The organism is Mucilaginibacter sp. UYCu711 (genome assembly GCF_050433825.1).
Classification (GTDB): domain Bacteria; phylum Bacteroidota; class Bacteroidia; order Sphingobacteriales; family Sphingobacteriaceae; genus Mucilaginibacter.
Genome location: NZ_JBNPWM010000012.1, coordinates 1 through 23,922, shown reverse-complemented (window position 1 = coordinate 23,922; position 23,922 = coordinate 1). Strand labels below are relative to the sequence as shown.

21 protein-coding genes are annotated in these 23,922 nt (G+C 41.4%); 17 read left to right on the top strand and 4 right to left on the bottom strand.

Annotated elements, in window-relative coordinates; all coding sequences use genetic code 11:
- Nucleotides 1-159: 159 nt before the first annotated feature.
- The 9 genes from ABIB50_RS22545 to gldN all read left to right on the top strand — a co-directional run bounded on the left by ABIB50_RS22545 (nt 160) and on the right by gldN (nt 10,470).
- Nucleotides 160-1,638 carry a hypothetical protein gene (locus ABIB50_RS22545; protein ID WP_429383492.1) on the top strand — a complete coding sequence of 493 codons (1,479 nt, stop codon included), beginning with the start codon at nt 160-162 and terminating at the stop codon, nt 1,636-1,638.
- Nucleotides 1,639-1,644: 6 nt separating this feature from the next.
- Nucleotides 1,645-2,613: an ROK family protein gene (locus ABIB50_RS22540; RefSeq protein ID WP_429383491.1), complete on the top strand. Its 969-nt coding sequence runs from the start codon at nt 1,645-1,647 to the stop codon at nt 2,611-2,613.
- Between the two features lie 164 nt (nt 2,614-2,777).
- Nucleotides 2,778-3,581, top strand: coding sequence for a hypothetical protein (locus ABIB50_RS22535; protein WP_429383490.1), 804 nt, complete (start codon nt 2,778-2,780; stop codon nt 3,579-3,581).
- A gap of 78 nt (nt 3,582-3,659) precedes the next feature.
- Nucleotides 3,660-4,631 (top strand): DUF4271 domain-containing protein, encoded by a 972-nt coding sequence (locus ABIB50_RS22530; RefSeq protein WP_429383488.1) that lies wholly within the window; start codon nt 3,660-3,662, stop codon nt 4,629-4,631.
- 24 nt (nt 4,632-4,655) lie between these two features.
- On the top strand, nt 4,656-5,414 hold the full coding sequence (locus ABIB50_RS22525; RefSeq protein WP_429383487.1) for a uroporphyrinogen-III synthase: 759 nt from the start codon (nt 4,656-4,658) through the stop codon (nt 5,412-5,414).
- Between the two features lie 264 nt (nt 5,415-5,678).
- The gene (locus ABIB50_RS22520; RefSeq protein WP_429383486.1) at nt 5,679-7,022 is read left to right on the top strand and encodes an SUMF1/EgtB/PvdO family nonheme iron enzyme; all 1,344 of its coding nucleotides are present in this window, start codon (nt 5,679-5,681) and stop codon (nt 7,020-7,022) included.
- A 38-nt stretch (nt 7,023-7,060) separates the two neighbouring features.
- On the top strand, nt 7,061-7,870 hold the full coding sequence (gene gldL, locus ABIB50_RS22515) for a gliding motility protein GldL (RefSeq protein ID WP_429383484.1): 810 nt from the start codon (nt 7,061-7,063) through the stop codon (nt 7,868-7,870).
- A 50-nt stretch (nt 7,871-7,920) separates the two neighbouring features.
- Nucleotides 7,921-9,459, top strand: coding sequence for a gliding motility protein GldM (gldM, locus tag ABIB50_RS22510; protein ID WP_429383483.1), 1,539 nt, complete (start codon nt 7,921-7,923; stop codon nt 9,457-9,459).
- Between the two features lie 6 nt (nt 9,460-9,465).
- On the top strand, nt 9,466-10,470 hold the full coding sequence (gene gldN / locus ABIB50_RS22505) for a gliding motility protein GldN (protein ID WP_429383481.1): 1,005 nt from the start codon (nt 9,466-9,468) through the stop codon (nt 10,468-10,470).
- Nucleotides 10,471-10,607: 137 nt separating this feature from the next.
- Here the strand turns inward: gldN and uvrC are convergent, their stop codons facing one another.
- The 4 genes from uvrC to ABIB50_RS22485 all read right to left on the bottom strand — a co-directional run bounded on the left by uvrC (nt 10,608) and on the right by ABIB50_RS22485 (nt 17,844).
- On the bottom strand, nt 10,608-12,425 hold the full coding sequence (uvrC, locus tag ABIB50_RS22500; protein ID WP_429383480.1) for an excinuclease ABC subunit UvrC: 1,818 nt from the start codon (nt 12,423-12,425) through the stop codon (nt 10,608-10,610).
- A 23-nt stretch (nt 12,426-12,448) separates the two neighbouring features.
- Nucleotides 12,449-12,829 carry a four helix bundle protein gene (locus ABIB50_RS22495; protein ID WP_429383479.1) on the bottom strand — a complete coding sequence of 127 codons (381 nt, stop codon included), beginning with the start codon at nt 12,827-12,829 and terminating at the stop codon, nt 12,449-12,451.
- Between the two features lie 63 nt (nt 12,830-12,892).
- On the bottom strand, nt 12,893-15,130 hold the full coding sequence (locus ABIB50_RS22490) for a penicillin-binding protein 1A (protein ID WP_429383477.1): 2,238 nt from the start codon (nt 15,128-15,130) through the stop codon (nt 12,893-12,895).
- Nucleotides 15,130-17,844, bottom strand: a complete 2,715-nt coding sequence (locus tag ABIB50_RS22485; protein WP_429383476.1) for a tetratricopeptide repeat protein — start codon at nt 17,842-17,844, stop codon at nt 15,130-15,132. Before ABIB50_RS22485 ends, ABIB50_RS22490 begins: the two co-directional genes overlap by 1 nt.
- Before the next feature lie 185 nt (nt 17,845-18,029).
- On the opposite strand from ABIB50_RS22485, the gene ABIB50_RS22480 reads away from it, so the two are divergent.
- The 8 genes from ABIB50_RS22480 (at nt 18,030) to atpG (ending at nt 23,869) form a co-directional block, all read left to right on the top strand.
- A complete protein-coding gene (locus tag ABIB50_RS22480) occupies nt 18,030-18,260 on the top strand; it encodes an AtpZ/AtpI family protein (protein ID WP_429383475.1) in 231 nt (76 codons plus the stop codon).
- Nucleotides 18,261-18,307: 47 nt separating this feature from the next.
- Nucleotides 18,308-18,646, top strand: a complete 339-nt coding sequence (locus tag ABIB50_RS22475) for a hypothetical protein (protein ID WP_429383473.1) — start codon at nt 18,308-18,310, stop codon at nt 18,644-18,646.
- Between the two features lie 32 nt (nt 18,647-18,678).
- Nucleotides 18,679-19,824 carry a F0F1 ATP synthase subunit A gene (gene atpB / locus ABIB50_RS22470; protein WP_429383472.1) on the top strand — a complete coding sequence of 382 codons (1,146 nt, stop codon included), beginning with the start codon at nt 18,679-18,681 and terminating at the stop codon, nt 19,822-19,824.
- Nucleotides 19,825-19,867: 43 nt separating this feature from the next.
- Entirely contained in the window at nt 19,868-20,077 is a 210-nt protein-coding gene (gene atpE, locus ABIB50_RS22465) for an ATP synthase F0 subunit C (RefSeq protein WP_429383470.1), read from the top strand.
- A 95-nt stretch (nt 20,078-20,172) separates the two neighbouring features.
- A complete protein-coding gene (gene atpF / locus ABIB50_RS22460; protein WP_429383469.1) occupies nt 20,173-20,667 on the top strand; it encodes a F0F1 ATP synthase subunit B in 495 nt (164 codons plus the stop codon).
- Between the two features lie 76 nt (nt 20,668-20,743).
- Complete coding sequence (gene atpH, locus ABIB50_RS22455) at nt 20,744-21,289, top strand: ATP synthase F1 subunit delta (protein ID WP_429383468.1); 546 nt, start codon at nt 20,744-20,746, stop codon at nt 21,287-21,289.
- A 34-nt stretch (nt 21,290-21,323) separates the two neighbouring features.
- Entirely contained in the window at nt 21,324-22,901 is a 1,578-nt protein-coding gene (gene atpA / locus ABIB50_RS22450) for a F0F1 ATP synthase subunit alpha (protein ID WP_429383467.1), read from the top strand.
- Between the two features lie 80 nt (nt 22,902-22,981).
- The gene (gene atpG / locus ABIB50_RS22445; protein WP_429383465.1) at nt 22,982-23,869 is read left to right on the top strand and encodes an ATP synthase F1 subunit gamma; all 888 of its coding nucleotides are present in this window, start codon (nt 22,982-22,984) and stop codon (nt 23,867-23,869) included.
- Nucleotides 23,870-23,922: the final 53 nt, after the last annotated feature.

The window sequence follows — 23,922 nt, the reverse complement described above, 5'->3', positions numbered from 1 at the left end:
GAAACAGAGTTCAAAAATTCTCTTAGGCTCCAGCGGAGCCCCCTGTTATGTGCTTGATTTTGAAAGCGATTTTCCCGCTTCCTCCCGGTTTTAATTTTTCACCCCTTAATTATTAAAACCGATATCTTATCTTTCCAAAACCAAAATAAACGTACGTTAATGAAAAAATATAGCCTGTTCCTATCTATACTCTTGGCGGGTATCAGCCTAAAAGCCCAAAAGCTTGGCGTACAATACGATCCCACTATCCAAAGCACTAAAAACCTGCAATACTGGCGGCCCAAAGGCAATTTATTTGTGGGCGATTGTATGCCTTTTTATCGCAATGGCGTATTCTCTATGTACTGGTTGTTAGACTCGGCACACCATGCCAGCCTAGGCGGCTTGGGCGGCCACCAATGGGCGCTAAGCACAACTACCGACCTTAAAACATGGAAACAGCAACCTGTTGTTTTAGGTATCGATGAACCCTGGGAAAAGTCTATCTGCACCGGTTCTGTCGTTTATTATAAAAATAAATATTATGCTTTTTACGCCACCCGTTTAATTAACGACGGCAAAGTAAACGAACAGCTAAGCTATGCCATAAGTAATGACGGTATCCACTTTGATAAGCAAAAACCCAACCCGTTCTATACCTCGGCACCGGGCTACAGCAAGCGCGATTTTAGGGACCCTAAAGTTTTTGTGGATGAAAAAACCGGCGAGTTCCACCTGTTTGTATCCAGCTGGAAAGAAAACCCAACCCTGCGCCATGCCGGCGGGGCGCTGGTACACATGGTATCAACAGACTTAAAGAACTGGACCGTACTTGAACCGGTGCTAACCGGACAGGGATCAGTACCCGAGTGCGCTGATTACTTTTTGTGGAACGGTTGGTACTATTTGGTTTATGGCGATAACGGTGATACCTATTATGTGCAATCGCGCCATCCATACGGCCCATGGCAGGAGCCTGAATACCAGGCGCTGAATGAGTCGTGGACAAATGTGGCAAAAACGGCAGCGTTTAAAAATGGCCGCCGAATTGAAGGCGCATGGATACCCTGGCGTAATCAGGCCAGGGACAACGAAGGCGAGCGCTTTGGCGGCAATATGATATTTAGAGAGCTAACCCAGGGAGTTGATGGTACATTGTCGACCAGGTTCCCTGCTGAGATGATCCCCGAAACCGGCGCGCCGTTAAAGCTGAGCATTAAAACCGATGTTGACAGTAAGCTTGACGCGATGAAGGATTTAGTGGTCAATACCGTAAGTGGTGTAGGTTCTGCCCATTTAGAAAACGTACCGGTAAACTGCCGCATAACGCTGGAAATTGATCCAGCCACATCAATAGCCGAGTACGGTTTGTATTTACGTGCCGACCAGGACGCCGATCGGGCTTATCGCCTTAACTTTTCGCCAAATGATAAAACAGTTTGGCTGGGTAACACAGGTATAAGGGCAGTTGATGGATTGGATAAACCGGTTAAGGTAGATATCATCATGAAAGACGACCTGATAGATGTATCCATTGGCGGCAAGCGCTGTATAGTTAACCGCGTGCCCGAACAAAAGGGCGGTTACTTGTGGTTTTACGCCAAACATGGCAATGTTAAATTTAAATCGATAAAGATCAGTCCGCTTAAAGAAGATTAACCAATTATGTTATTAGGTTTTGACATAGGAGGCACTAAATGTGCCGTAGTTATAGGCAGCGCCCCAGGCGACGGGCCAATGGAAATTATTGATAAAGTGATAGTGCCTACTACGCAGCCACCTTATGAAATGATAGAGGCGCTATTTACAGCTGCCGAAGAATTACTGGCAAAACACAAGGTCTTAAATGCCGGTCTGCGTGGTATCGGCATTAGCTGTGGCGGCCCGTTAAATAGTAAAAAAGGGTTGATATTATCGCCGCCTAATTTACCGGGCTGGGATAACATCCCGATGGTTGAAATGACCGAAGCCCGTTTCGGTAAAAAGGCATTACTGCAAAATGATGCAAATGCCTGCGCCGTTGCCGAGTGGAAATATGGTGCCGGCAAAGGGTATGAAAACGTAATATTTTTAACCTTCGGCACCGGAATGGGGGCAGGGCTGATCTTAAACGGACGTCTTTATTCGGGTACAACAGATTTTGCCGGCGAGGTTGGCCATTTACGTTTATCGGATATGGGGCCGGTGGGTTTTGGCAAGGCGGGCTCGTTTGAGGGTTGGTGTAGTGGTGGGGGCATTGCCCAATTGGCGCAGATAAAAGTACGCGAGCGTTTACAGATGGGCGAAAAGGTGTCGTTTTGCAACAGCCCGGATGATCTGCCCAAGCTTACCGCCAAAGTTGTTGCCGAAGCAGCGCACACCGGCGACGAGCTGGCCATAGCAATTTATAATACCTGTGCCGAATACCTGGGCAGGGGATTGTCCTTACTGATAGATATCCTTAATCCCGAGGTAATTATAATGGGCAGTATTTATGGACGCGCCAGGTCTTTGCTTGATGCCAGGATGATGCAGGTGATTGAGCGTGAAACTTATATTGGTTCGCGCAGTGTCTGCAAAATCGTCCCCGCCGGATTAGGCGAAAATATCGGCGACATGGCAGCGCTAAGTTTAGCAATAATGAGTGCGCAATAATGTGTGTTAAAAACGGTAAATAACCGGTAAAAAACGGTGTTTATATGGGTGTTATTTGTGTGAAAACAGGTGGTTTTTTGGGTGTTTTACGTTGTATATACAGGTGTTAAAATTAACTATTTGTTAATCCCGTTTTTTTATCAAAATGTAGTAGTTTTATCGCCATGAAAATCAAACTTAAATTATTGCTTTTAGCTGCTTTTTTATTATCTGCCTGTAATGTGTTCGCCCAGGAAAGGTATACCCATTCGCATAATGATTATGCCAATAATACTCCTTTTTACAAGGCTTTTAATAATGGGTACAACTCGATAGAGGCTGATATATTTTTGGTTGACGGCGAGCTATTGGTATCGCATAGCGATAAATATCTTTTCCCCGAGCGTACGTTAAAAGGCATGTATCTTGACCCTATTTTATATGCATTACGCAGGGACACAACCCGCCGGCTATGCTTGTTAGTTGATATTAAAGCTGATTATGCTAAAGTATTACCCAAGCTTGAAAAAGAGTTAACCCCGCTACAGCCTTACTTAATGAGCAGAGATAACCCAAAGGGACGATTGAAGATTTTAATAAGCGGCAACAGGCCGCAAGGTGCTGATTTTCACAAATACGCATCAATATTTTGGTTTGATGATGACCTGGTGTACCCGCATGCACCTGCCCAATGGGCAAGGATAGGGCAGGTGAGCCTTAATTTTGAAAAATGGTCTAAATGGAAAGGTGTTGGCACCATACCCGAAGCCGACAGAAGAAGATTACAAAAAACGGTAGACAGCGTACACACCAACACCGGCAAGCTGGTAAGGTTTTGGGGCGCACCAGATACCCCTGAGGCTTGGGAAACCCAGCTTAATTTTGGCGCAGATATTATTGGTACCGATAAAATTGAACAGTTAGCCGCTTATCTTGAAAAGAAAGCATTACGCAAACCCGTTACTGCAGCTATTCCCAATAAGCAATAGAAATAGATTTTTAGCTATCAGCATAAAACAACCAATAATTCGGGTATTTTTGCAATAGTATTAACCTGGTCGTTTATAATGCGTTTTATTGTAATTTGTTTCTTGTTTGTAGTTACCGGCTGTTTGGCGGGGTATGCGCAAGAAGATACTCCACTACGCCCGGCACCGCGCATTATAACCCCGGCGCAGCCCGGTAGCATGCAGGTGCTTGATTCGGTGATACTGGCAACAGCGGCACGCAAAAAGTTTGTTGAAGACTCATTGGCTTTTCAATACATCAAATATCCCGATTCGACCGTCAGCAAAGAGGTCGCGCAGCAATACCTTAATGATCATCTGTATCGTGGTAATGGCTTTTTGGATATTCCGTTCAAATCAAAAAGTACGTTGCGTAACGGGCATACCCGCCAAACCCGCGATCAGTGGATAATAATTATCATAATTGGCCTGGTATTATATGCCGCTTTGCTCAATATTATATTCAACAAAAACATCAAAAACGTATTCCTGTCGTTTTATAGTAAGCGTGCATTGGTGCAGGCCGGTAAGGACGACGCGCAGATAAATTTCTGGGCCTTTATAGGTTTATTTTTATTGTTTGGTTTAACCTTTGGGTTATTTTTATACCAGTTGGCTTCTTATAAAAGTATTTACTATAGCGTTAGCGGTTTTAGGTTATTTACATCGTTTGTGCTGGTAATATTGCTGCTATTTGCGATGAAATTTTTAGTGTTAAAGTTTGTAGGATTTATTTTTGATATCCAAAAACTGGTAACAGAGTATGTTTCAATCCTTTACCTAACCTACTTTAACATAGCATTTGTGTTTTTACCGGTTACTGTGTGTTTTAGCTTACTGGCCGCGCAATTTATACCTATATTGCTGGCAATTGCCATTGTATTAATAGTAATAATTTTTACCTGGCTTTACCTGCGCAGCAGTGTTAATATTATTTCAAATTTACGATTTCATAAATTTTATTTATTTATCTATCTTTGTGCCCTCGAAATTTGCCCTATTTTAATATTAATTAAGGCACTGAATATATAATTTTTAGATTTTATAACAACAGATTTGGAAGATAGAAAGAAAAAGGTAAAAAGTATATTAGTTACTTTAGCTAAGCCCGAAAACGATAAAAATCCATATACTGAACTGGCTAAGAAGCATAATCTTAAAATTGACTTCAGGTCATTTATTCATGTTGAGGGTGTACCGGCCAAAGATTTTCGTAAGGATAAGATCAACCTGGCAGATTTTACCGCGGTTATATTTACCAGCCGCAACTCGGCCGATCATTTCTTTCGTATTTGCGAAGAAATGCGTTTTGAGGTGCCTGTAGAAATGAAATATTTCTGCTTATCTGAAACGATTGCGTTATATCTTCAAAAATATATCCAGTACCGTAAGCGCAAAATATTTTTTGGCAAACAAACCGCCACCGACCTGGCCGAAGTGCTTAAAAAGCATTCGAACGAAAAATTCCTTTACCCTTGTTCTGACGTAGCCGCCGAGGAAACCCAACGCTTTTTGTTAGAGAATGGATATAATTTCACCCCTGCGGTATTGTTCCGTACAGTATGCAGCGATCTGAGCGACCTGGCCGAGGTGTTTTATGATATAATAGCGTTCTTTAGCCCGTCAAGCATCCAGTCGTTATACAAAAACTTCCCTGATTTTAAACAAAATAACACCCGCATAGCTGCATTTGGTGCTACAACCCATAAGGCGGTGCTTGAAGCGGGGTTAATTTTGGATATTCCCGCCCCAACCCCGGCTGCCCCATCCATGACAATGGCTATAGAGCAGTACTGTAAACAGGTAAACAAATAATTTTTAGCGATTTTTTGATCTCATTGCAACATTTTTCGTACTTTACCGTATAATAGCCCAGTAAAACAGTTACAGTTATAACTAATTAATTTAAAGGGTTTTGGCATAAAACACCAATTTGTTCTTTCGTTAATGAATTTGCTTTATAGTTAAAAATGTTATTTTTATTTAAAAAACATTTTTTACGTTTGATTGTAGCAAATTTTATATATTCGGGGGTCTTTTTGGGTTGTATTATTATAGCCAGATTTTGATTTGTAAAAAATGAAGCAGATATACTTTTTAATAATAGCTTTTGTTGGTGTAGCGGTTTTAGAGGGGTGTCCCCTAATAGGAGGCAAAGGGAATAACCGTGGTGAAGCCATTGGTGTTAAATACAGCTCATCAGCAAGTTCAGAAGTACCTTATGGCATGGCTTACATCCCCAGTGGTACCTTCTTAATGGGACAAACCGATCAGGACATAACCTTTGCCCAGATAGCCCAAACCAAACAGGTTACCATACCGGCATTTTTCATGGATCAGACAGAAATATCAAACAGCCAGTACAGGCAGTTTGTAAACTGGGTTAGAGATTCAATAGCCATTACATCTTATTTAAATGATCCTAAATATTATGTAGGTGCAAACGCCAAAGGCGCTGCAGCAGCTAATCCGACAGGTAAAAAATATATTAACTGGCAATATGTGACCCAACACCCGGTATGGGGCAGGGGCGCTAAAAAAGGCGTTGATGCCACTGCAGCTAAGTTGCAAAGTATGTATTACCAGGGCGATGACCGTGTGTTTGACCGTAACGAGTTAGACGTACGCTTATTAAAATACAATTACGCTATGCCTTTATTGCGCGAAGCGGCCAATTACAGAAACGACAAAACAAAAAAACGTTCAGATTTTATATTGCGTGATACTGTAGCGGTTTATCCTGATACACTGGTTTGGTTAGCCGATTTTTCGTATGCTGCCAATGAGCCAATGGTTGAGGGTTATTTCTCGCATCCATCATTTAAAGATTACCCGGTAGTGGGTGTTACCTGGAAACAAGCACGTGCATTTACTATTTGGCGTACGCGCTATAACGAAGCTTACAAACAATCAAGGCACCTGGCTAAACGCGATGCTTACCAGCTACCAACCGAGCAGGAGTTTGAATATGCTGCGCGCGGTGGCAGGATAGGGACGGATTACCCTTGGGGTGGCCCTTATATCAAAAATGCAAAAGGCTGTTTATTGGCAAACTTTAAACCGGGTCGTGGAAATTACTCAGACGATGGCGGAACCTATACTGTTAAAGTAAGATCTTATTTCCCTAACGATTTCGGCCTGTATAACATGGCCGGTAATGTTGCAGAGTGGACCCAATCTGCATTCGATCCGTCAGCATCGACATTTGTGAATGACCTGGCACCTACGTTTAACTATGAAGCAAAGAAAAATGATGCCGAAGTAATGAAACGTAAAGTAGTGCGCGGTGGTTCATGGAAAGATGTTGGTTACTTTCTGCAAAACTCTTCACGTAGTTATGAATACCAGGATAGTGCAAAATCATACATCGGTTTCCGTTGTGTAACACATTTCCAGGGCCGCGACTTAAGAGATAAGCGCTAAATAATAATCCAAAAACTTAAAAAATATACTATAATTTTATGGCAGGTACAGGTAAGAAACAACCATGGGGAATTAATAATGTTGTATCCTGGGGTGCAACAATAGTTATTGTTGGTTTATTATTTAAAATCCAGCATTGGCCAAACGGCGGCTTATTTATAACGATTGGATTAGGGGCAGAAGCGATTTTGTTTTTTATACTCGGATTTCAGCGTGAAGAAGTGGAGATAGACTGGACAAGAGCTTATCCGGAATTAGCACATGATTTTAATGGTGAATTGCCAAAGGCGATAAGCAGAGGCGGCGATGTCAGTGGTGTGTCAACCACAGCAGCACTGGATAAAATGTTAGAAGAAGCCAAGATCGGCCCTGAGCTGATTGGCAGCCTCGCCGAGGGTTTAAGAACTTTTGGCGATAAGGTTAACTCTATATCAAAAGTTACTGATGCCGGTGAAGCTACTATCGCGTTTACGCAAAAAGTTAAAGCCGCAACGCAAAGCTATGATAATTTAACCTCATCATTTGAGAAAGCATCGGGCAACTTAATGGAGCTGGCCAATACTAATGTCGATTCAAAAGCATACCATGACCAGGTAAACAGTTTAGCTAAAAACCTATCGGCATTAAACGCGGTTTACGAGTTAGAACTGCAAGACTCAAGCGCGCATTTAAAATCAATGAATAAGTTTTACCAAAACTTATCATTAACCATGAATAACTTTAATGAGTCGTTAGAGGACTCTAAACAGTTTAAAGAGGAGGTGGGTCGTTTAGCTAAGAACCTATCATCATTGAACGCGATTTATGGCAATATGTTAACGGCAATGAACCAGCCACGCCAGGCGTAATTGAATAAACTAACAAGATTTTGAATAATACAAAAAAAGATATATAACAAATGGCTGGAGGTAAACAAACCCCAAGGCAGCGGATGATGGGTATATTATACCTGGTATTGCTTGGTCTTATTGCTCTTGAGGTTCCTGAAAACTTGCTTGACGCTTTTAAAAATATCAGCGACAGTTTAACGGCTTCAAAAGCAAATGTGCAGGTAGGTATTGATAATACTTTTGGCGCTTTTGAAAAAACAAAATTAAAGGAGCAACCTGATAGGGCAAAGCCTATTTATGACAGGGCCAAACAAGCAAGTAAATTGACAAATGATTTGAATACTTATGTTGAATCATTAAAAAGTAAATTGGTTGAGGAGACTGGTGGCTTTGATGAGGCAACAAACGATTACAAAGGCAGAGATAATTTAGATGCAACTGTTGACCTGATGGTTGACAGAAGAAAAAATGCTTTCGATTTATCAAAAAAAATAAATGAAACCCGTGAAGCTTTATTAGCATTGTTGCCGGCAAAAGATAGGATAGGTGTTAAATTATCTTTAAATACAACGCCTCCTGTTAAAAGAAAGGGGTTCCCTAATAAATCGTGGGAGCAGGCCAATTTTGGTGAGGGGGTACCGATGGGGGCAGCGATGACCGCATTTGTAAAAATACAATCGGATGCAAAAAATGCCGAGAATGAGGTTGTCAAAAAAATATTGGGTGAAGTAGACCAGGCCGTGGTTAATCTGGATCAGTTTTCAGCAGTGGCGGTTGCCCCAACAAGTTATGTTTTAGTTGGACAGCCGTACACCGCCGAAGTATTTTTAACTGCGTCTGATTCTAAATCTTCACCATCAATTTCGGTTGATGGTAGCAGGGTGCCTACGGAAGCAGGCCGTGGCAAATATAGCGGGAGCACAGCAAGTGAAGGTGTGCATACCTGGATAGGAACTATTAGCGTTAAAGACAATACAGGTAAAGTAACAGAATACAAAACGCAACCGCAAACTTATACGGTAGCAAGGCCATCGGCAGTAGTATCGCCTGATAAAATGAACGTATTGTATATTGGTGTGCCAAACCCGGTTTCGGTATCGGCACCCGGTATCGCTAAAAAAGATTTGAAAGTAAGCATGACAGGTGGTAGTATTACGCCATCAGGTAATGGTTATATTGCTACGGTAACTACCCAGGGCACAGCTACAGTTAATGTATCCGGCGAGGTATCCAAAGGAAAAGTTATGGCATTGGGCTCAACTTTATTCCGTGTAAAACGTATACCAGATCCAAAGGCAGAGTTTGCCGGTAAATCTGGCGGCACAACCAGTTCTGCTAATATTAAAGCTCAGGACGCTGTTTTTGCCAAATTAGAAAATTTTGAATTTGATGCTAAGTTTAACGTTACACGTTTTACTTTATTGATAATTAAACCACGCCAGGATCCGTTAAGTTATGCAGGAACCGGCAACCAGTTGACCAGCGCCATGCATGCAGCAATGAACGGCATATCACCAGGGTCAACGGTAGTGTTTAAAGATATTGTTGCAGTTGGTCCTGATGGTACACAACGCGGATTAGATAATATAGTGTTATTTGCAAATTAGAAGCCTATGAAAAGGAGATTATTAATAGTTGTACTTTGTTTAGCTAGCGTGGCGTCGTTCGCACAAACAAAAGGTAAAAAAACAACTACTAAAAAGCCGGGTGTAAAAACAGGTGCTAACGCCAAACCTACAAACCCTGCTGTAACAGATGCAGCTGCTAATAAGCAGACATCAACAGTTGATACATCCAAAAAAATAACAGATGCGCCTATAACTGCTGATCCGGCTAAGCCGTTTGACAGGCCTTTAGATGGCTATTACAAAAAGAGCAATATAGCGCATAACAAAGTAACACCTTATGCTAACCTGCGCGAATCGGATGTGGTTTTTCAAAAACGTGTTTGGGAGGAAATTGATCTTCGCGAGAAAGTTAACGCTTATTTAGCATCGCCAAAGGCGAGATTAATTGATGTTTTAATGGATGCGGTAATGGCCGGCGAATTAACTGCTTATGATCCCATCCCTACTAAAGATGACCCTAATGGTGACGGCTTTGCTATTCCGTTAACTCCTGCAAAAGCTAAAGCTAAAATGGCTGATAGTTCATTGGTAAACACGATTAATGCAAACGGTGAGAAAACAGGCTCAAGAATGGTGGCCGGTGAGTTTCAACCTGATAGTATTATTAAGTTTAGAATTAAAGAAGATTGGGTTTTTGATAAGCAACGCTCTGTTTGGGAGCCGCGTATTATTGGTATAGCGCCAATGATAAAACAAAAAGTTGATGGTGCAAATCTTGCGTTAGACTATCAGCCGGCATTTTGGATATATTTCCCGCAGGCACGTGCTGTGTTGGCTACCAAGGAGGCATTTAACCGGAATAACGACGCTACTGACCTGAGTTTTGATGACGTGTTTCTGAAACGCTTATTCCATGGGTATGTAGTTAAAGTATCAAACGATAAAGACGAACGTATAAAAGATTACGCCGTTGGTATTGACAGGTTATATGAGTCTGAACGAATAAAGAAAGGCCTGATGGATTGGGAGCTTAACCTGTGGCAATATTAAGTTAGAGATTACTTAATTGGTGATGAGAGATTAATTGCCAATAGAATATAAAAGAAAAGCCTTTAGGAAAGTAAAGGCTTTTCTTTTATACATTTTGTCATTTATTCCTGGATGATACTTAGAACAACAGCAATTCTTTAATTTTGAGTTTCTAGGCCGCCGCTATTAAAATAATCTAATATAGCTTTGGCTTGTTTGGTGTTTACTACTTCCATCAGAGTTTCCTCATTTGCTTCGCGGATCTTTTTGACAGATTTAAAATATTTCAATAGTTTTTCGGCTGTAGTTTTGCCAATGCCTTCAATCAATTCCAATTCGGTAGCCAATGTTCCTTTATCGCGTTTTTTGCGGTGGAAGGTTATTCCGAAACGGTGGGCTTCGTCGCGCAGCTGTTGGATTACTTTTAATGTTTCTGATTTTTTATCGAGGTACATCGGGTATTGATCGCCGGGATAGTATAATTCTTCAAGGCGTTTAGCTATGCCGATAATGGTAACTTGTTTCTCGATACCCAACAGCTTTAAACTCTTCATTGCTGATGATAATTGGCCCTTACCACCATCGATCACGATCAACTGAGGCAATCCGGTGTCCTCATCCAAAACACGGCGATATCGCCTTAGAACAGCCTCTTCCATCGTGGCAAAATCATCTGGGCCGACAACGGTTTTAACATTAAAATGGCGATAGTCTTTTTTGGAAGGCCTGCCATCTCTAAACACCACAATTGCCGATACCGGGTATTTACCCTGGAAGTTGGAGTTATCAAAACACTCGATATGCCGTGGCAGCTGGTTCATCCGGAGATCCTTCATCATTTGCGTAAGCAGGCGCTCGGTGCGGATCTCAGGGTTTAATTTTTCGTATTGATCTATCCGCTCCTTTTTAAAGAACTGCACATTTTTTTGCGACAGGTCTAACAGCTTTCTTTTCTCGCCCAGTTTGGGTACCGTAAATTTTAGCGCATCATCATCCAGATCAATTTTAAATGGTACAATTATTTCTTTAGATGTGCTATTATAGCGGGTTCTGAACTCGCCGATGGCTAACTCCAACAGCTCTTCATCGCTTTCATCCAGCCGCTTTTTAAGTTCGATAGTTTGGGTTTGGATAATGGTGCCATTCATTACTTTCAGGAAATTTACAAATGCTATTTTTTCCTCAGAGGCGATACTGAAAACATCCACATCGGTTATGGACGAATTAACTACAGTTGATTTACTTTGGTAGTTCTCTAACAGATCAAACTTACGCTTTAAACGATGTGCCAGCTCATAGTTCATGCTGCCTATGGCGTTAGTCAATTCGGATTTCATCCGGCGCAGCACCCCGCCAATTTTTCCGTTTAAGATATCCGTAATCTCTTCGATGCTGTTATCATAATCATCCTCTGACTGATAGTTTTGACAAGGGCCCTTGCAATTACCTAACTGGTACTCTAAACAAACCTTAAACTTACCTGCATCAATATTTTGCCGGGTAAGTGCAAGATTGCAGGTGCGCAGGGGGTAAGTTTCTTTTATCAACCCTAAAATAGCATGCATCATGCTTACAGACGCATAAGGGCCAAGGTATTTAGACCCATCCTTAACAATACGCCTTGTCCAGAATATGCGGGGGAAACTTTCGTTTTTTATAATGATCCAGGGATAAGTTTTATCATCCTTGAGCATTACGTTATAGCGGGGTTGGTGCTTTTTTATCAGGCTGTTTTCCAGCAACCAGGCATCAATTTCAGTATCAACAATGGTAAATGTAATGTTGCGGATCTTGGATACCAGCACGCGCGTTTTGGCATTTACGTTGGTGTCTTTATTAAAATAAGATGTTACGCGATTACGCAGGTCCTTTGCCTTACCTATATAGATGAGTTCTTTCTCCTCATTCCAGTATTGGTATACGCCCGGTTTATGAGGGATGTTTTTTAAAGCAGCACGGTAATCAAAATTGTTCATTAGTTCACTGGTTCATTAGTTCATTAGTCTGGCTTGGTGGAATTAGCTTTACCAATAAACTTAAGATAGGCGTTTAATTTAAGGTGAATACTTTGGAGTTTTTCAAATAACTCACTAAACTGTTCTTCGGATAATAAGCTCCTTGTTTTCGACTTTTTTAGCCAGCCTTTGGTCTCTATTATTGATCCTCTGCTGAAATAGCAGAAGTTTCTATTTTCTTTATAATGAAATCTGCCATAGCCTTCTGCTATGTTTGCGCCGATTGAGTCGGCAGAGCGTACAATTTGTTTTCCAACTGTGTCCTTTGCAAAGTAATCCCATTCATGCACTATGAACCAAATTTCATCACTAAAACTTTCGGCTAATTGATAAACTTCTAAATCTTCCAGATTGTGATAACTCATAAACAATCAATTTATCAAACTATCCACCAATGAACTAATGAACCAGTGAGCTAATGAACTAATTTAAAAGCTTAACTTCTTCTCTACCTCATTAATGCCCTTTTGCTGCTGGCTGTAAACACTGCAATCTAAAATGGTAGTAAGCGGTGTTTTTGGCAAGTCAAAGTCTATATCTTTTCTGATACCTAATGACTGGTCGGCATAAACTTTTTGCATATAAAGCGCAAATACAGGTAATGCAGCGTTAGCGCCCTGCCCGGTATGGGTAGATCGGAAGTGAAAATCGCGCTTTTCACAACCCGTCCAAACGCCTGTAACCAATTTTGGTGTTACGCCCATAAACCAACCGTCAGAGTTATCATTTGTTGTCCCGGTTTTGCCGGCCACAGGGTTAGTTATTTTATAGGTGCCACGCAATCTCCAGCCCGTACCTTCGGTTATTACGCTTTTCATCATATCAATCATCACATAAGCAAATTGTTCATTCATTACCTGCTTTACTTTTGGTGTATAATTATAAATTACATTACCATTCTTGTCTTCGATACGTAACAAGTAAGTAGGTTCTGTCCATATACCATGGTTGGCAAATACGGAGTATGCAGCCGTCATGTCCATTACCGTTGCGTCAAATGAACCCAGGCAAATACTTGGATATGGTGGTACCGGGGTATGGATACCCATTTGTTTTATCAGTGTCGCAACATTCTCCGGCCCAACTTCATTTATAACATAAGCTGTAACCCAGTTTTGTGAGTGGGCCAGTGCCGTGCGAAGCGTTATCATGCCTGGTACGGTTTCTTCTAATGATGAACCGGGTATCCAGTCCGGGCTGCCAGCACTGTGGATAGTGATAGGCACGTTGTTTACCTGCATGCACGGCGAATACCCATTCTCGATAGCCACAGAATAGGTAAAAGGCTTAGCTGTTGAGCCAACCTGCCTGGCACCGTCTTTTACCTGGTCATATTTAAAATGCTCAAAATTAATACCGCCTACCCAAGCCTTAATATAACCTGTAGTGGGGTCCATACTCATCATGGCATTACGCAAAAGCATTTGGGAGTAAACAACCGAGTCTATCGGTTTCATCAATGTATCAAGATTTCCCTTCCAGGTAAATATGTTCACCTTATCCGGTGTATTAAAATTCTGTATGATCTCATTTTCTGACTGACCTTCCAATTTTAACTGCCTGTAACGATCTGATTCGTGCATGCCCTGATCTATGCGCAACTTATAATTAGTTATCCTGGCAGATAGTTTTACACCTTTCCACTCCGCATTAAACTGTGCTTGTAGCTTTCGCATCCACTCGCGTTGCGCTTCCTCTGCATATAGTTGCATGTTTGCGTCAATCGTAGTATAAATATTTAAGCCGTCACGGTCAATATCATAAGGCGTGCCATCAGCTTTGGTTATATTGGCAAGGATTTTTTTTACCTCTCCTCTTAATACCGCTCTAAAGTAGGGCGCCAAGCCTTCTGTGTGGTTTGTTGGGTGATAGTCAAGCCCTAAAGGTTTGGCTTTACATTTGTCAGCCTCCTCTTGCGTTAAATAGCCTTCCTGAACCATACGGCCCAGCGTGAAATTACGATTACCCAACGCCCTTTCCGGGTGACGTACAGGCGAATTTGCCGTAGGCGCGGTAAGCATTTGTATTAAGGTGGCAGCCTGGTCGGGTGTTAGCTTTGCCGGCGTGGTATTGAAATAGGTTGAAGCTGCCGAACTGATGCCAAATGTATTTGAACCAAAAGGCACCGTGTTTAAATACATGGTGATGATCTCTTGCTTGGTATAATGTTTTTCTATCCGTACAGCAACAATCAGCTCCTGCAGTTTCTGAACAATACGTTTAATGGGATTATGCGCCCTTGTTTGCCCGGTAAATAAATTTAAAGCGAGTTGCTGCGTTAGGGTACTGCCACCTTGCCTGCTACCGACTAAATTGTAAGCGATAATAGAAAATGTGCGCCAGAAATCAATCCCCGAGTGCGCATAGAAATGATTATCCTCTTTAGCTACTAAAGCGTTTATCACGTTAGGCGAAATATCTTTAAAAGGAACGCTCGACCGGTTTTTTGTATAATATTTACCCAAAACCTGCTTGTCAGACGATAAAATTTGCGATGCCTGATCGCTTTTAGGGTTTTCCAGATCGCGCAACGTCGGCAACGTGCCAAACACGCCAAGTGTGGTAGTGCCTATAAGTAATATAACAAATGCAAAGCAGCCTATAACAAACTTCCAGATATACCAGTTGTACTTCTTTATATCCTGGGGTGATAATTTAGCGGTCATTATTTTAATATGGTTTGTTGGTAATATTCAATATAATCATCCAATAACTTCTTGCCGGCTAATTTATCCAGATTTTCTTGGGTTATGATAAAAAAACTGTATTTATCCTTCGGAAGCTTCATTATATCCGGCATTATAGGGATAATAGCATTTGCATAATCTTTTACAGTTTTAAGGCTATAAAAACGCCCTACATAAATCAGCTGATTATCAGCCCCCACATTTTTTAAATTATGCCTTATCGTACCTGCTTGAAAATTTGCCCGGTTAAATTGCCCTATCCCAAAACGTGATGACGACAGATCTGTTGTGCCCGTGCTTACATTTACTACAAAATAGTACTTGGTACTATCGCGCTCATTAAAGTGTACCGATACAAATTTAGGGGCAGGCTTAGTTATAGTCTGGGGCGAGGTTACTGCTGGCGCATCTGGCTTTGTTACCACCGGCTGTGCAGATTTAACAACAGGTGTTTCTATTACCTGTACCTGGGCAAATGTACGGTTACGATTAAACACGGCATCTTTCTGATATTCCACCGGCGGGGTAAATAGTGCGCCTACGGTATCGGTGCTCATTATTGCAAATGTTTGAGTGGCTAATTCTGCAGCATTTGCATCAACATAAGCCAGGTGTTGTTTAACTAGTGGTGTTATCAGTTGGTCATCAGGGTAGGTAGTAGCTATTTGCTGCAATTCAGTACGGAAAGATTCCACCTTATGTAAATGCCCCAGCGAAATTGCGCGCAGGTAATATAATTGTACCAACAGTTTGTTATTGGGATATTGTTTTACCAAACTATCTGTGCTGCTAATAACCTGCGCATATTTTTTTTGACTGTATAGCGTATATACCCCGTTGTATGCATCAGTAAGCTGTGAATCTTTATCATCAAGCTTTTTGCTGTAATCCGGGTCGATGATAACTTTAGCAAAAACAGTTTCTGGATACTCTTTTAATAAGCTGTTTTTATAAGCGGTTGATTTTGCCGGATCGGTATCGCTATACAACCTGTAAAGGCTATAATATATTTGCGCCTTGTTTGGATCGTTAGGGTATTTAGCTAAAAGTAACTCGTAGTTATTAATGGCTTCTTTTTTGTCTTCTAATATATCGCGGTAAAAATTGGCTATATCTAAATAAGCGCTGTATATCCGTGTGTTTGATTGTGCAAGCAATACAGGTGTAAGCGGTACATTTTGTAAAAGCCCCTGCCTGTAGGCCCCGGCCGTGGTGTTAGTTTTATTAGCTATGGCAGCACCTGCAGGTATCGCGTCAGGGTCGGCCAGAGAGGCAGCAGTTTGTACCCCGTTTAAATTGTTAGGGTTACTTGCCGGGTTACCATTGGTTTTATTGGCACGGCGCCAGTTATCCTCCAGTTTACGGTTGCCCCATTTGCGCTTAAAATCGTTTGATCCCTGGCTTACTGCCGCGGCGTTATAAAAATAAAAGCTGCTTCCCGTAGTGGCTACTGCTAAAGGTGCTGCACCTCGGTTATTGGGGTTGTTAGCTGCCGCGATATTATTGTTAGCTATTATAGCTTGCTGTAAAATATGGGCATTCACCATCGAGTCGATCGTTTTAAGGCGCGTTGGCTCATCCAGTTTAGCTAATCGCTGTAAGGTGTCTTCCCGTGCTATTAGCTGCAACCTGTCAACCAATAACTGTAAATTATTGCTTTTCTTTTGGATAAGTTGATACCCCGGATAGTTAGGCGAGAGGTTGGTTAGCGTGCTATCATAATATTTTTTAGCATTAACATAATCGGCTTTAATATTAAAGTCTATATCAGCAAGGCGCAGGTAGGACAGCCCTTTCTGGTTCTGATTTTTTAAGCTGCTGCTTGCAGATAACCGGTAATATTTTAAGGCATTGGTAATGTCTTTATTAGCCGCATATATTTGAGCTACCTGGTAATAGATCTGGTCGTTAAAATCTAAATTGTTCTCGTTCTTTAACAAGCTCAGCAAAAGGCTAACGCGATCTCTTTTAATACCGTCGCGCATATCCTCTACCCGGATACGGTTTAAGTTGGCGTTAAAAGCCATCTCGAACGATGAATTGCTTTTTGCGATACGGGTATAGCTGGTCACCGCACTGGTGGTTTCATTATTCAGCTCGTGTAGTTGGCCCAGGATAAATGTCCAGCGCAGTTTTTCATTATTATCCTTAGTATAATATATGGCTTTTTTGGCTGCTGCTTCGGCGTCAGTATAATTTTTGGTGTTGATATCATACTGTAACGTTGCCGCGTACACCTCGGTAGAGATATTTTTTTTTGGCGGGATGTTGGCATAAGCCGAATCTAATGCCAGCCTGGCTTCGGGCTTATTATTTAAATATAACAGGCCGCGCACTTTCCAGGCAGCGGCTTCCTGGGTAAGGTTAAAGTTTTTTGGGTACGATCTTATTACATAACTAAAAAACTCTACCGCGTCAAAATATTTACCGGCTAAAAAATTGGCTTTACCTAAAACCAGGTAAGCATCGCCAACATAACGGCTTTGCTCTTTTTCATTAATAATACTGTTGGCTTTAAATATTACGGCATCCAGTTCTTTATCAACCGCGTCGGTGTGTGCAACGGTATCCTGGTAAACACTTAAAATATTGCCGTAATCGTCAATATAGGTATTGGCATAGGTTTCCAGTTTTTGGCGCAATATCTCGTTGGCATTATATAAGGTATTATAATGCGCCGTTAAATTTTGCATGGCGCGATTAAAACCCGTTTTTTTTTCGAAAGAGCAGCCTGCGGCCAGCAGTACGAGTACTAATCCTAAAAAACTAACTTGCTTATTTATAGTAGATATGTAGCTCCGCCTCAAATTCAAACTGTGGTTATAAAAGCATTGCTAATTTAGTAAACATTATGCAATAGGATTTAATAAATTTGCGGATGGCAAAAAACGAACAAAATACCGGCCCCGATGCTAATAGCACCGGCACTAACTATGGCAAGTTTATAGGAATAGCTTTCCAGATGCTGGCCATTATAGGTCTGTTTACTTTTGCAGGCTATAAAATTGATGAAAGCGCAGGCCACGCCACCAAATGGGTTACAGCAGTAATGTCGCTTGTAGGTGTATTTATTTCATTATTCATCATTATCAGATCCGTAAAAAATTGAACAAAGCCCTGTCTCAAATCGTCCCGTTTTTAATATTTACTGTGTTCTTGGCAGCAGGTCCTTTGTGTTTAAAATACACAGGTAACCAAAACTGGCTGGTATCGCAGTTTTGGTTAATGTTTTGTTTTATTAGTTTTTTAACCCTTGCTACACTTATAGCCGTGCTGATATCACAAAGCCTGATACCTGATTTTTATGCCCAGATATTTATGGGGGCTACGGTTTTTAAGATGCTGGCATGCCTTGTTTTTATGCTTGTTTTGGTGCTAAAAACTAAGGTTGACAAGCCCGTTTTTGTGGCCGATTTTTTCTATTTATATTTCTTAAATACGGGCTTTGAAGTTTATGTTTTGTTGCGTAACTTGCGCAACCAAAATTTAAAGTAAAAAACTTTATTTAGATGTATAAAAGCTCAATTTTGAAATCAAAAATTTTTACACAACTGCAAATTTTCTGCGTTTTTTTAGCGCTGATCGCGTTTTCTGTTCCTGCGTTCTCGCAGGAAAATGCCGCTGAAACTGCTAAACACGCTACCGATACTGTTGCCACCGGAGTTGCCCACGCAACCGAAGAAGCTGTAGCTACTGAGGGCGGCGAACATGGCGAGAAAAAATTTGAACCAAGCGAAGTCATTTTAGAGCACATTGCCGATTCGCACTATTTCCACATTGGTGGCGAAACCGCTTTCCCGTTGCCTATTATATTATATACTGATAAAGGGTTAGAAATATTCTCGTCTGCTCATTTCGAGCATGGCCATGCAGATTATACCGGTAAATATTATACCTACCGTTTAGTTAACGATAAAATAAATGTTGTTGGTACAGGTAACGAATTAAGGCCAAGTTCTACTGTATTTAAATCAACAGGTGTTACTGATCTTTCAATTACCCGTAACGTAGTAAGTATGTGGATGTCTATCCTATTCTTGCTTATTATATTCTTAGCTGTGTCATCAGCCTATAAAAAGAATGTGGGTAAAGCGCCAAAAGGTTTACAATCTTTCATGGAGCCAATTATATTATTTGTGCGCGATGATATTGCCCGCCCAAACATTGGTTACAAATACCAAAAATTTATGCCGTTGTTGTTAACCATATTTTTCTTTATATGGATAAACAACCTTATTGGTTTGGTTCCTTTTTTTCCGGGTGGTTCAAATTTAACAGGTAATATCGCGGTAACCTTAGTTTTATCGGTTATTACTTTAATAATAGTTAACCTTAACGGCAACAAGCATTACTGGGGACACATTTTTGTACCTGCAAGCGTGCCAAAATGGATCTGGCCTTTATGGTGGGTAATTGAGCTGGTAGGTATTATATCACGCCCATTTGCATTAATGATTCGTTTGTTTGCTAACATTACAGCAGGCCACATTATTGTGTTAAGCTTAATTGCGTTGATATTTGTTTTTAAATCATTATACATAGCACCTGTATCAGTAGCATTCGTAGTATTTATGGATGTGCTGGAATTATTGGTTGCTGCATTACAAGCCTTTGTGTTTACGTTGCTTACTGCCTTATTTATAGGTTCGGCAACCGAGGAGGCTCATCACTGAGTAAATAACTATAATACATATATTAACTTTTAAATTTAAAACAATGATTGGAAGTATCGCTGCATTAGGTGCAGGTTTAGCAGTAATCGGAGCCGGTATCGGTGTTGGTCAAATCGGTGGTAAAGCCGTTGAAGGTATCGCACGCCAGCCAGAAGCTGCTGCAAAGATCCAAACTGCAATGATCATCGCGGCTGCCCTTGTTGAGGGTGTTGCTTTGTTCGGTGTGGTAGTATCATTCTTAGGCTTGAAATAATTCACCCTAAGTGCAAAATTTAACCGTACCTGTAGCGGTTGGCAACAGGTACGGTTATTTAAATTGATTTTTTAAATATATTATCATATAAAAAAATGAATCCGTTAGTAACCCCGGAAATTGGCTTGTTAGTTTGGACCACCGTATCCTTCGTGATATTGTTTTTCCTGCTGGCTAGGTTTGCCTGGAAGCCTATCATGGCTGCCATTTATTTAAGAGAGCGTTCTATCGAGGACTCATTGCTTAAAGCAGAAGCGGCTAAAGAAGAAATGTCTCGTTTAACCAGCGAGAACGAAGCTTTATTAAAACAAGCTCGTGCAGAACGCGATGTGATCTTGCACGAAGCTAAAAAAGTTAAAGATCAGATAATTGCTGATGCTAAAGAAGCTGCGCACACCGAAGGTGCACGTATGATTGAGATGGCACGTATCGAGATCAACAGCCAAAAGGCTATTGCTATGGCTGATGTTAAAAACCAGGTAGCATCATTGTCATTAGAGATTGCTGAGAAAGTATTGAAACTGCAATTAGCAGATCAGCAAAAACAAGACGAGTTGGTTAGCCAGCTTTTAAAAGAAGTTAAATTATAGTACTGAGTAGTGAGTGATGGGTAGTGAGTTAAAAAAACTCATCACCCACTACTCACAACTCATCACTCACAAAAATATGTCAGAATTAACGGTAGCAGCCAGGTACGCCAAATCAATCATTGACCTTTCGCAGGAGCAAAAAGCGCTTGAGGACGTAAAGAATGATATGGAGTTTTTCCTGAAAACCTTGCACGCAAACGCGCAGTTAGTTGCGGTGTTAAGTAACCCTATCATATCACATCAAAAAAAATTAGCCATTCTTACCGCTTTGTTTGAAGGTAAGATGAATAAGGTAACGCTTGCATTTTTTAAACTGATGATAAACAAAGGCCGTGGTAATGTATTGCATACCACCGCGCACGAGTTTGTTAACCAGTATGATGTTTTAAAACATATTACACAAGCTACCGTAGTATCGGCAACCACATTGTCTGAAGCTAATAAAGCTAAGATCCTGGCCGAGGTAAAAACAGCAGTAGGCGGCGAAGTAGTGTTGGAAGCTAAAGTTGACCCTGAATTAATTGGCGGTTTTGTTTTAACCGTTGGCGACAGGCAGATTGATACCAGTATTGCAAGTAACTTGAAAAAAATGAAAAAGAACTTTGCCCAAGGCATTGTTTAATTGAATAATTAAAATCTCAAAATTAAAATAAACTATGGTAGAGGTAAGACCAGATGAAGTATCGGCAATTTTGCGTCAGCAATTGGCGGGTTTCAAGTCAGAATCTGAATTAGAAGAAGTAGGTACCGTGCTCCAGGTGGGTGATGGTATTGCACGTGTTTATGGTTTAACAAAAGTACAATCGGGAGAGTTGGTTGAGTTTGAGAACGGTCTGCAAGGTATCGTTTTGAACTTGGAAGAGGATAACGTAGGTGTTGTATTATTGGGCCAGTCTGACGAAATTAAAGAAGGTGATACCGTTAAACGTACCAAAAAAATTGCCTCAATCAGAGTAGGTGAAGGTATGCTTGGTCGTGTTGTTGACACGTTAGGAAGCCCTATCGATGGTAAAGGACCAATTACAGGCGAGACTTATGAGATGCCGTTAGAGCGTAAAGCTCCGGGTGTTATCTATCGCCAGCCGGTAACCGAGCCTTTGCAAACAGGTATCAAAGCTATCGACGCGATGATCCCTATTGGCCGTGGCCAGCGTGAGTTGGTTATTGGCGACCGCCAGACAGGTAAAACTGCGGTTTGTATCGATACCATTATCAATCAAAAAGAATTTTATGATGCCGGTAAACCGGTTATCTGTATATATGTAGCTTGCGGCCAAAAAGCTTCAACCGTTGCCAACATCGTTCGCGCGTTAGAAGAAAAAGGTGCAATGCCGTATTCAATCATCGTTGCTGCAAACGCGTCAGACTCTGCTACCATGCAGTTTTTCGCTCCGTTTGCAGGTGCTGCTATCGGCGAGTATTTCCGCGATACCGGAAGACCTGCTTTAATTGTTTATGATGACTTGTCAAAACAAGCGGTGGCTTACCGTGAGGTTTCCTTGTTATTACGTCGTCCACCAGGCCGTGAGGCTTATCCTGGTGACGTATTTTACCTGCACAGCCGTTTATTAGAGCGTGCCGCCAAGATCAACGCCAATGATTCTATCGCGCAAGCGATGAATGATTTGCCTGAGTCTATTCGTCACATCGTTAAAGGTGGTGGTTCATTAACCGCATTGCCTATCATCGAAACACAAGCAGGTGACGTATCGGCATATATCCCAACCAACGTAATTTCAATTACTGATGGTCAGATCTTCCTGGAGTCTAACTTGTTTAACGCAGGTGTTCGTCCGGCTATTAACGTAGGTATTTCGGTATCACGTGTAGGTGGTAACGCGCAGATCAAATCAATGAAGAAAGTAGCAGGTACTTTAAAACTTGACCAGGCTCAATACCGCGAGTTGGAGGCTTTCTCTAAATTTGGTTCAGACTTAGACGCTTCAACTAAAAACGTATTAGATAAAGGTGCCCGTAACGTAGAGATCCTGAAACAAGGTCAATACTCACCGGTATCTGTTGAAAAACAAGTAGCTGTTATTTACTTAGGTACAAAAAACCTAATGCGTAGCGTACCGGTAAACAAGATCCGCGAGTTTGAAAGCGAATATACAACCCAGTTAGAACAACGTCACCCGGAAGTACTTGCTGCATTAAAAGCAGGTAAGCTTGATGACTCAATAACAGGCGTACTGGAAACAGTAGCTAAAGAACTGGCAGCGAATTATAACTAATTAGTATTGAGTAATGAGTTGTGAGTGTTGAGTGAAATACTCAGAACTCACAACTCAAAACTCACCACTCAAAACAAAGAATGGCTAATTTAAAAGAAGTAAGAAACAGGATATCGTCGGTATCGTCAACGCAGCAGATCACCAAGGCTATGAAAATGGTTTCGGCGGCTAAGCTTAAACGTGCTACCAACGCTATTGTACAATTACGCCCTTATGCAAATAAGCTGAAGGAATTATTATCAAACTTGTCATCAAGTTTAGAGGATGGTTCATCACCTTTTTTACAGCAGCGCGAGCCGGTGCGTGTGTTGGTGGTAGTTGTATCATCAAACCGTGGATTGGCCGGTGCTTTTAATGCTAACGTTATTAAAACAGCCAATAACCTGATAGCCGAGAAATACACCGACCAGTTAAAAGCAGGTAACGTTTCAATTGTTGCTATCGGTAAAAAATCGCAGGAGTTTTATGAGCGCCGTAAATACAACGTTATTGGTAACAATACAGAGTTGTATAACGACTTAAACTTTGCTAATGCTTCCTTGATTACCGAAAGTATTATGGAAGGCTTTTTAAAGGGACAGTATGACCGTGTTGAGATTGTATACAATCACTTTAAAAATGCGGCTATGCAGTTTTTAATCACCGAGCAATTATTGCCGGTGCCAAAAACAGAGCTTAAAAAGGACGAAATAAAAACAGCGCAAGTTGATTATATCCTGGAGCCTTCGCAAGAAGAGATCATAGCGCAACTGATACCAAAAAACATCAAGATCCAATTGTATCGCGCGGTGTTGGATTCGGTAGCATCAGAGCATGGCGCACGTATGACGGCCATGGATAAAGCCACAGAAAACGCAGGCGACTTGTTGAAAGCCCTAAAACTTTCATACAACCAGGCACGCCAGGCGGCCATCACCACCGAGCTTACCGAGATTGTAAGTGGTGCAGCAGCTTTATCAGCAGACTAACACCCCTCTAAATCTCCCCGAAGGGGAGACTTTAAATAAAGAAAGGCTTACCG

Coding starts and splice junctions, on each gene's coding strand:
- ABIB50_RS22545 (WP_429383492.1), top strand. CDS start 160: ATGAAAAAATATAGCCTGTTCCTATCTATACTCTTGGCGGGTATCAGC.
- ABIB50_RS22540 (WP_429383491.1), top strand. CDS start 1,645: ATGTTATTAGGTTTTGACATAGGAGGCACTAAATGTGCCGTAGTTATA.
- ABIB50_RS22535 (WP_429383490.1), top strand. CDS start 2,778: ATGAAAATCAAACTTAAATTATTGCTTTTAGCTGCTTTTTTATTATCT.
- ABIB50_RS22530 (WP_429383488.1), top strand. CDS start 3,660: ATGCGTTTTATTGTAATTTGTTTCTTGTTTGTAGTTACCGGCTGTTTG.
- ABIB50_RS22520 (WP_429383486.1), top strand. CDS start 5,679: ATGAAGCAGATATACTTTTTAATAATAGCTTTTGTTGGTGTAGCGGTT.
- gldL (WP_429383484.1), top strand. CDS start 7,061: ATGGCAGGTACAGGTAAGAAACAACCATGGGGAATTAATAATGTTGTA.
- gldM (WP_429383483.1), top strand. CDS start 7,921: ATGGCTGGAGGTAAACAAACCCCAAGGCAGCGGATGATGGGTATATTA.
- gldN (WP_429383481.1), top strand. CDS start 9,466: ATGAAAAGGAGATTATTAATAGTTGTACTTTGTTTAGCTAGCGTGGCG.
- uvrC (WP_429383480.1), bottom strand. CDS start 12,425: ATGAACAATTTTGATTACCGTGCTGCTTTAAAAAACATCCCTCATAAA.
- ABIB50_RS22495 (WP_429383479.1), bottom strand. CDS start 12,829: ATGAGTTATCACAATCTGGAAGATTTAGAAGTTTATCAATTAGCCGAA.
- ABIB50_RS22490 (WP_429383477.1), bottom strand. CDS start 15,130: ATGACCGCTAAATTATCACCCCAGGATATAAAGAAGTACAACTGGTAT.
- ABIB50_RS22485 (WP_429383476.1), bottom strand. CDS start 17,844: ATGCAAAATTTAACGGCGCATTATAATACCTTATATAATGCCAACGAG.
- ABIB50_RS22480 (WP_429383475.1), top strand. CDS start 18,030: ATGGCAAAAAACGAACAAAATACCGGCCCCGATGCTAATAGCACCGGC.
- atpE (WP_429383470.1), top strand. CDS start 19,868: ATGATTGGAAGTATCGCTGCATTAGGTGCAGGTTTAGCAGTAATCGGA.
- atpF (WP_429383469.1), top strand. CDS start 20,173: ATGAATCCGTTAGTAACCCCGGAAATTGGCTTGTTAGTTTGGACCACC.
- atpH (WP_429383468.1), top strand. CDS start 20,744: ATGTCAGAATTAACGGTAGCAGCCAGGTACGCCAAATCAATCATTGAC.
- atpA (WP_429383467.1), top strand. CDS start 21,324: ATGGTAGAGGTAAGACCAGATGAAGTATCGGCAATTTTGCGTCAGCAA.
- atpG (WP_429383465.1), top strand. CDS start 22,982: ATGGCTAATTTAAAAGAAGTAAGAAACAGGATATCGTCGGTATCGTCA.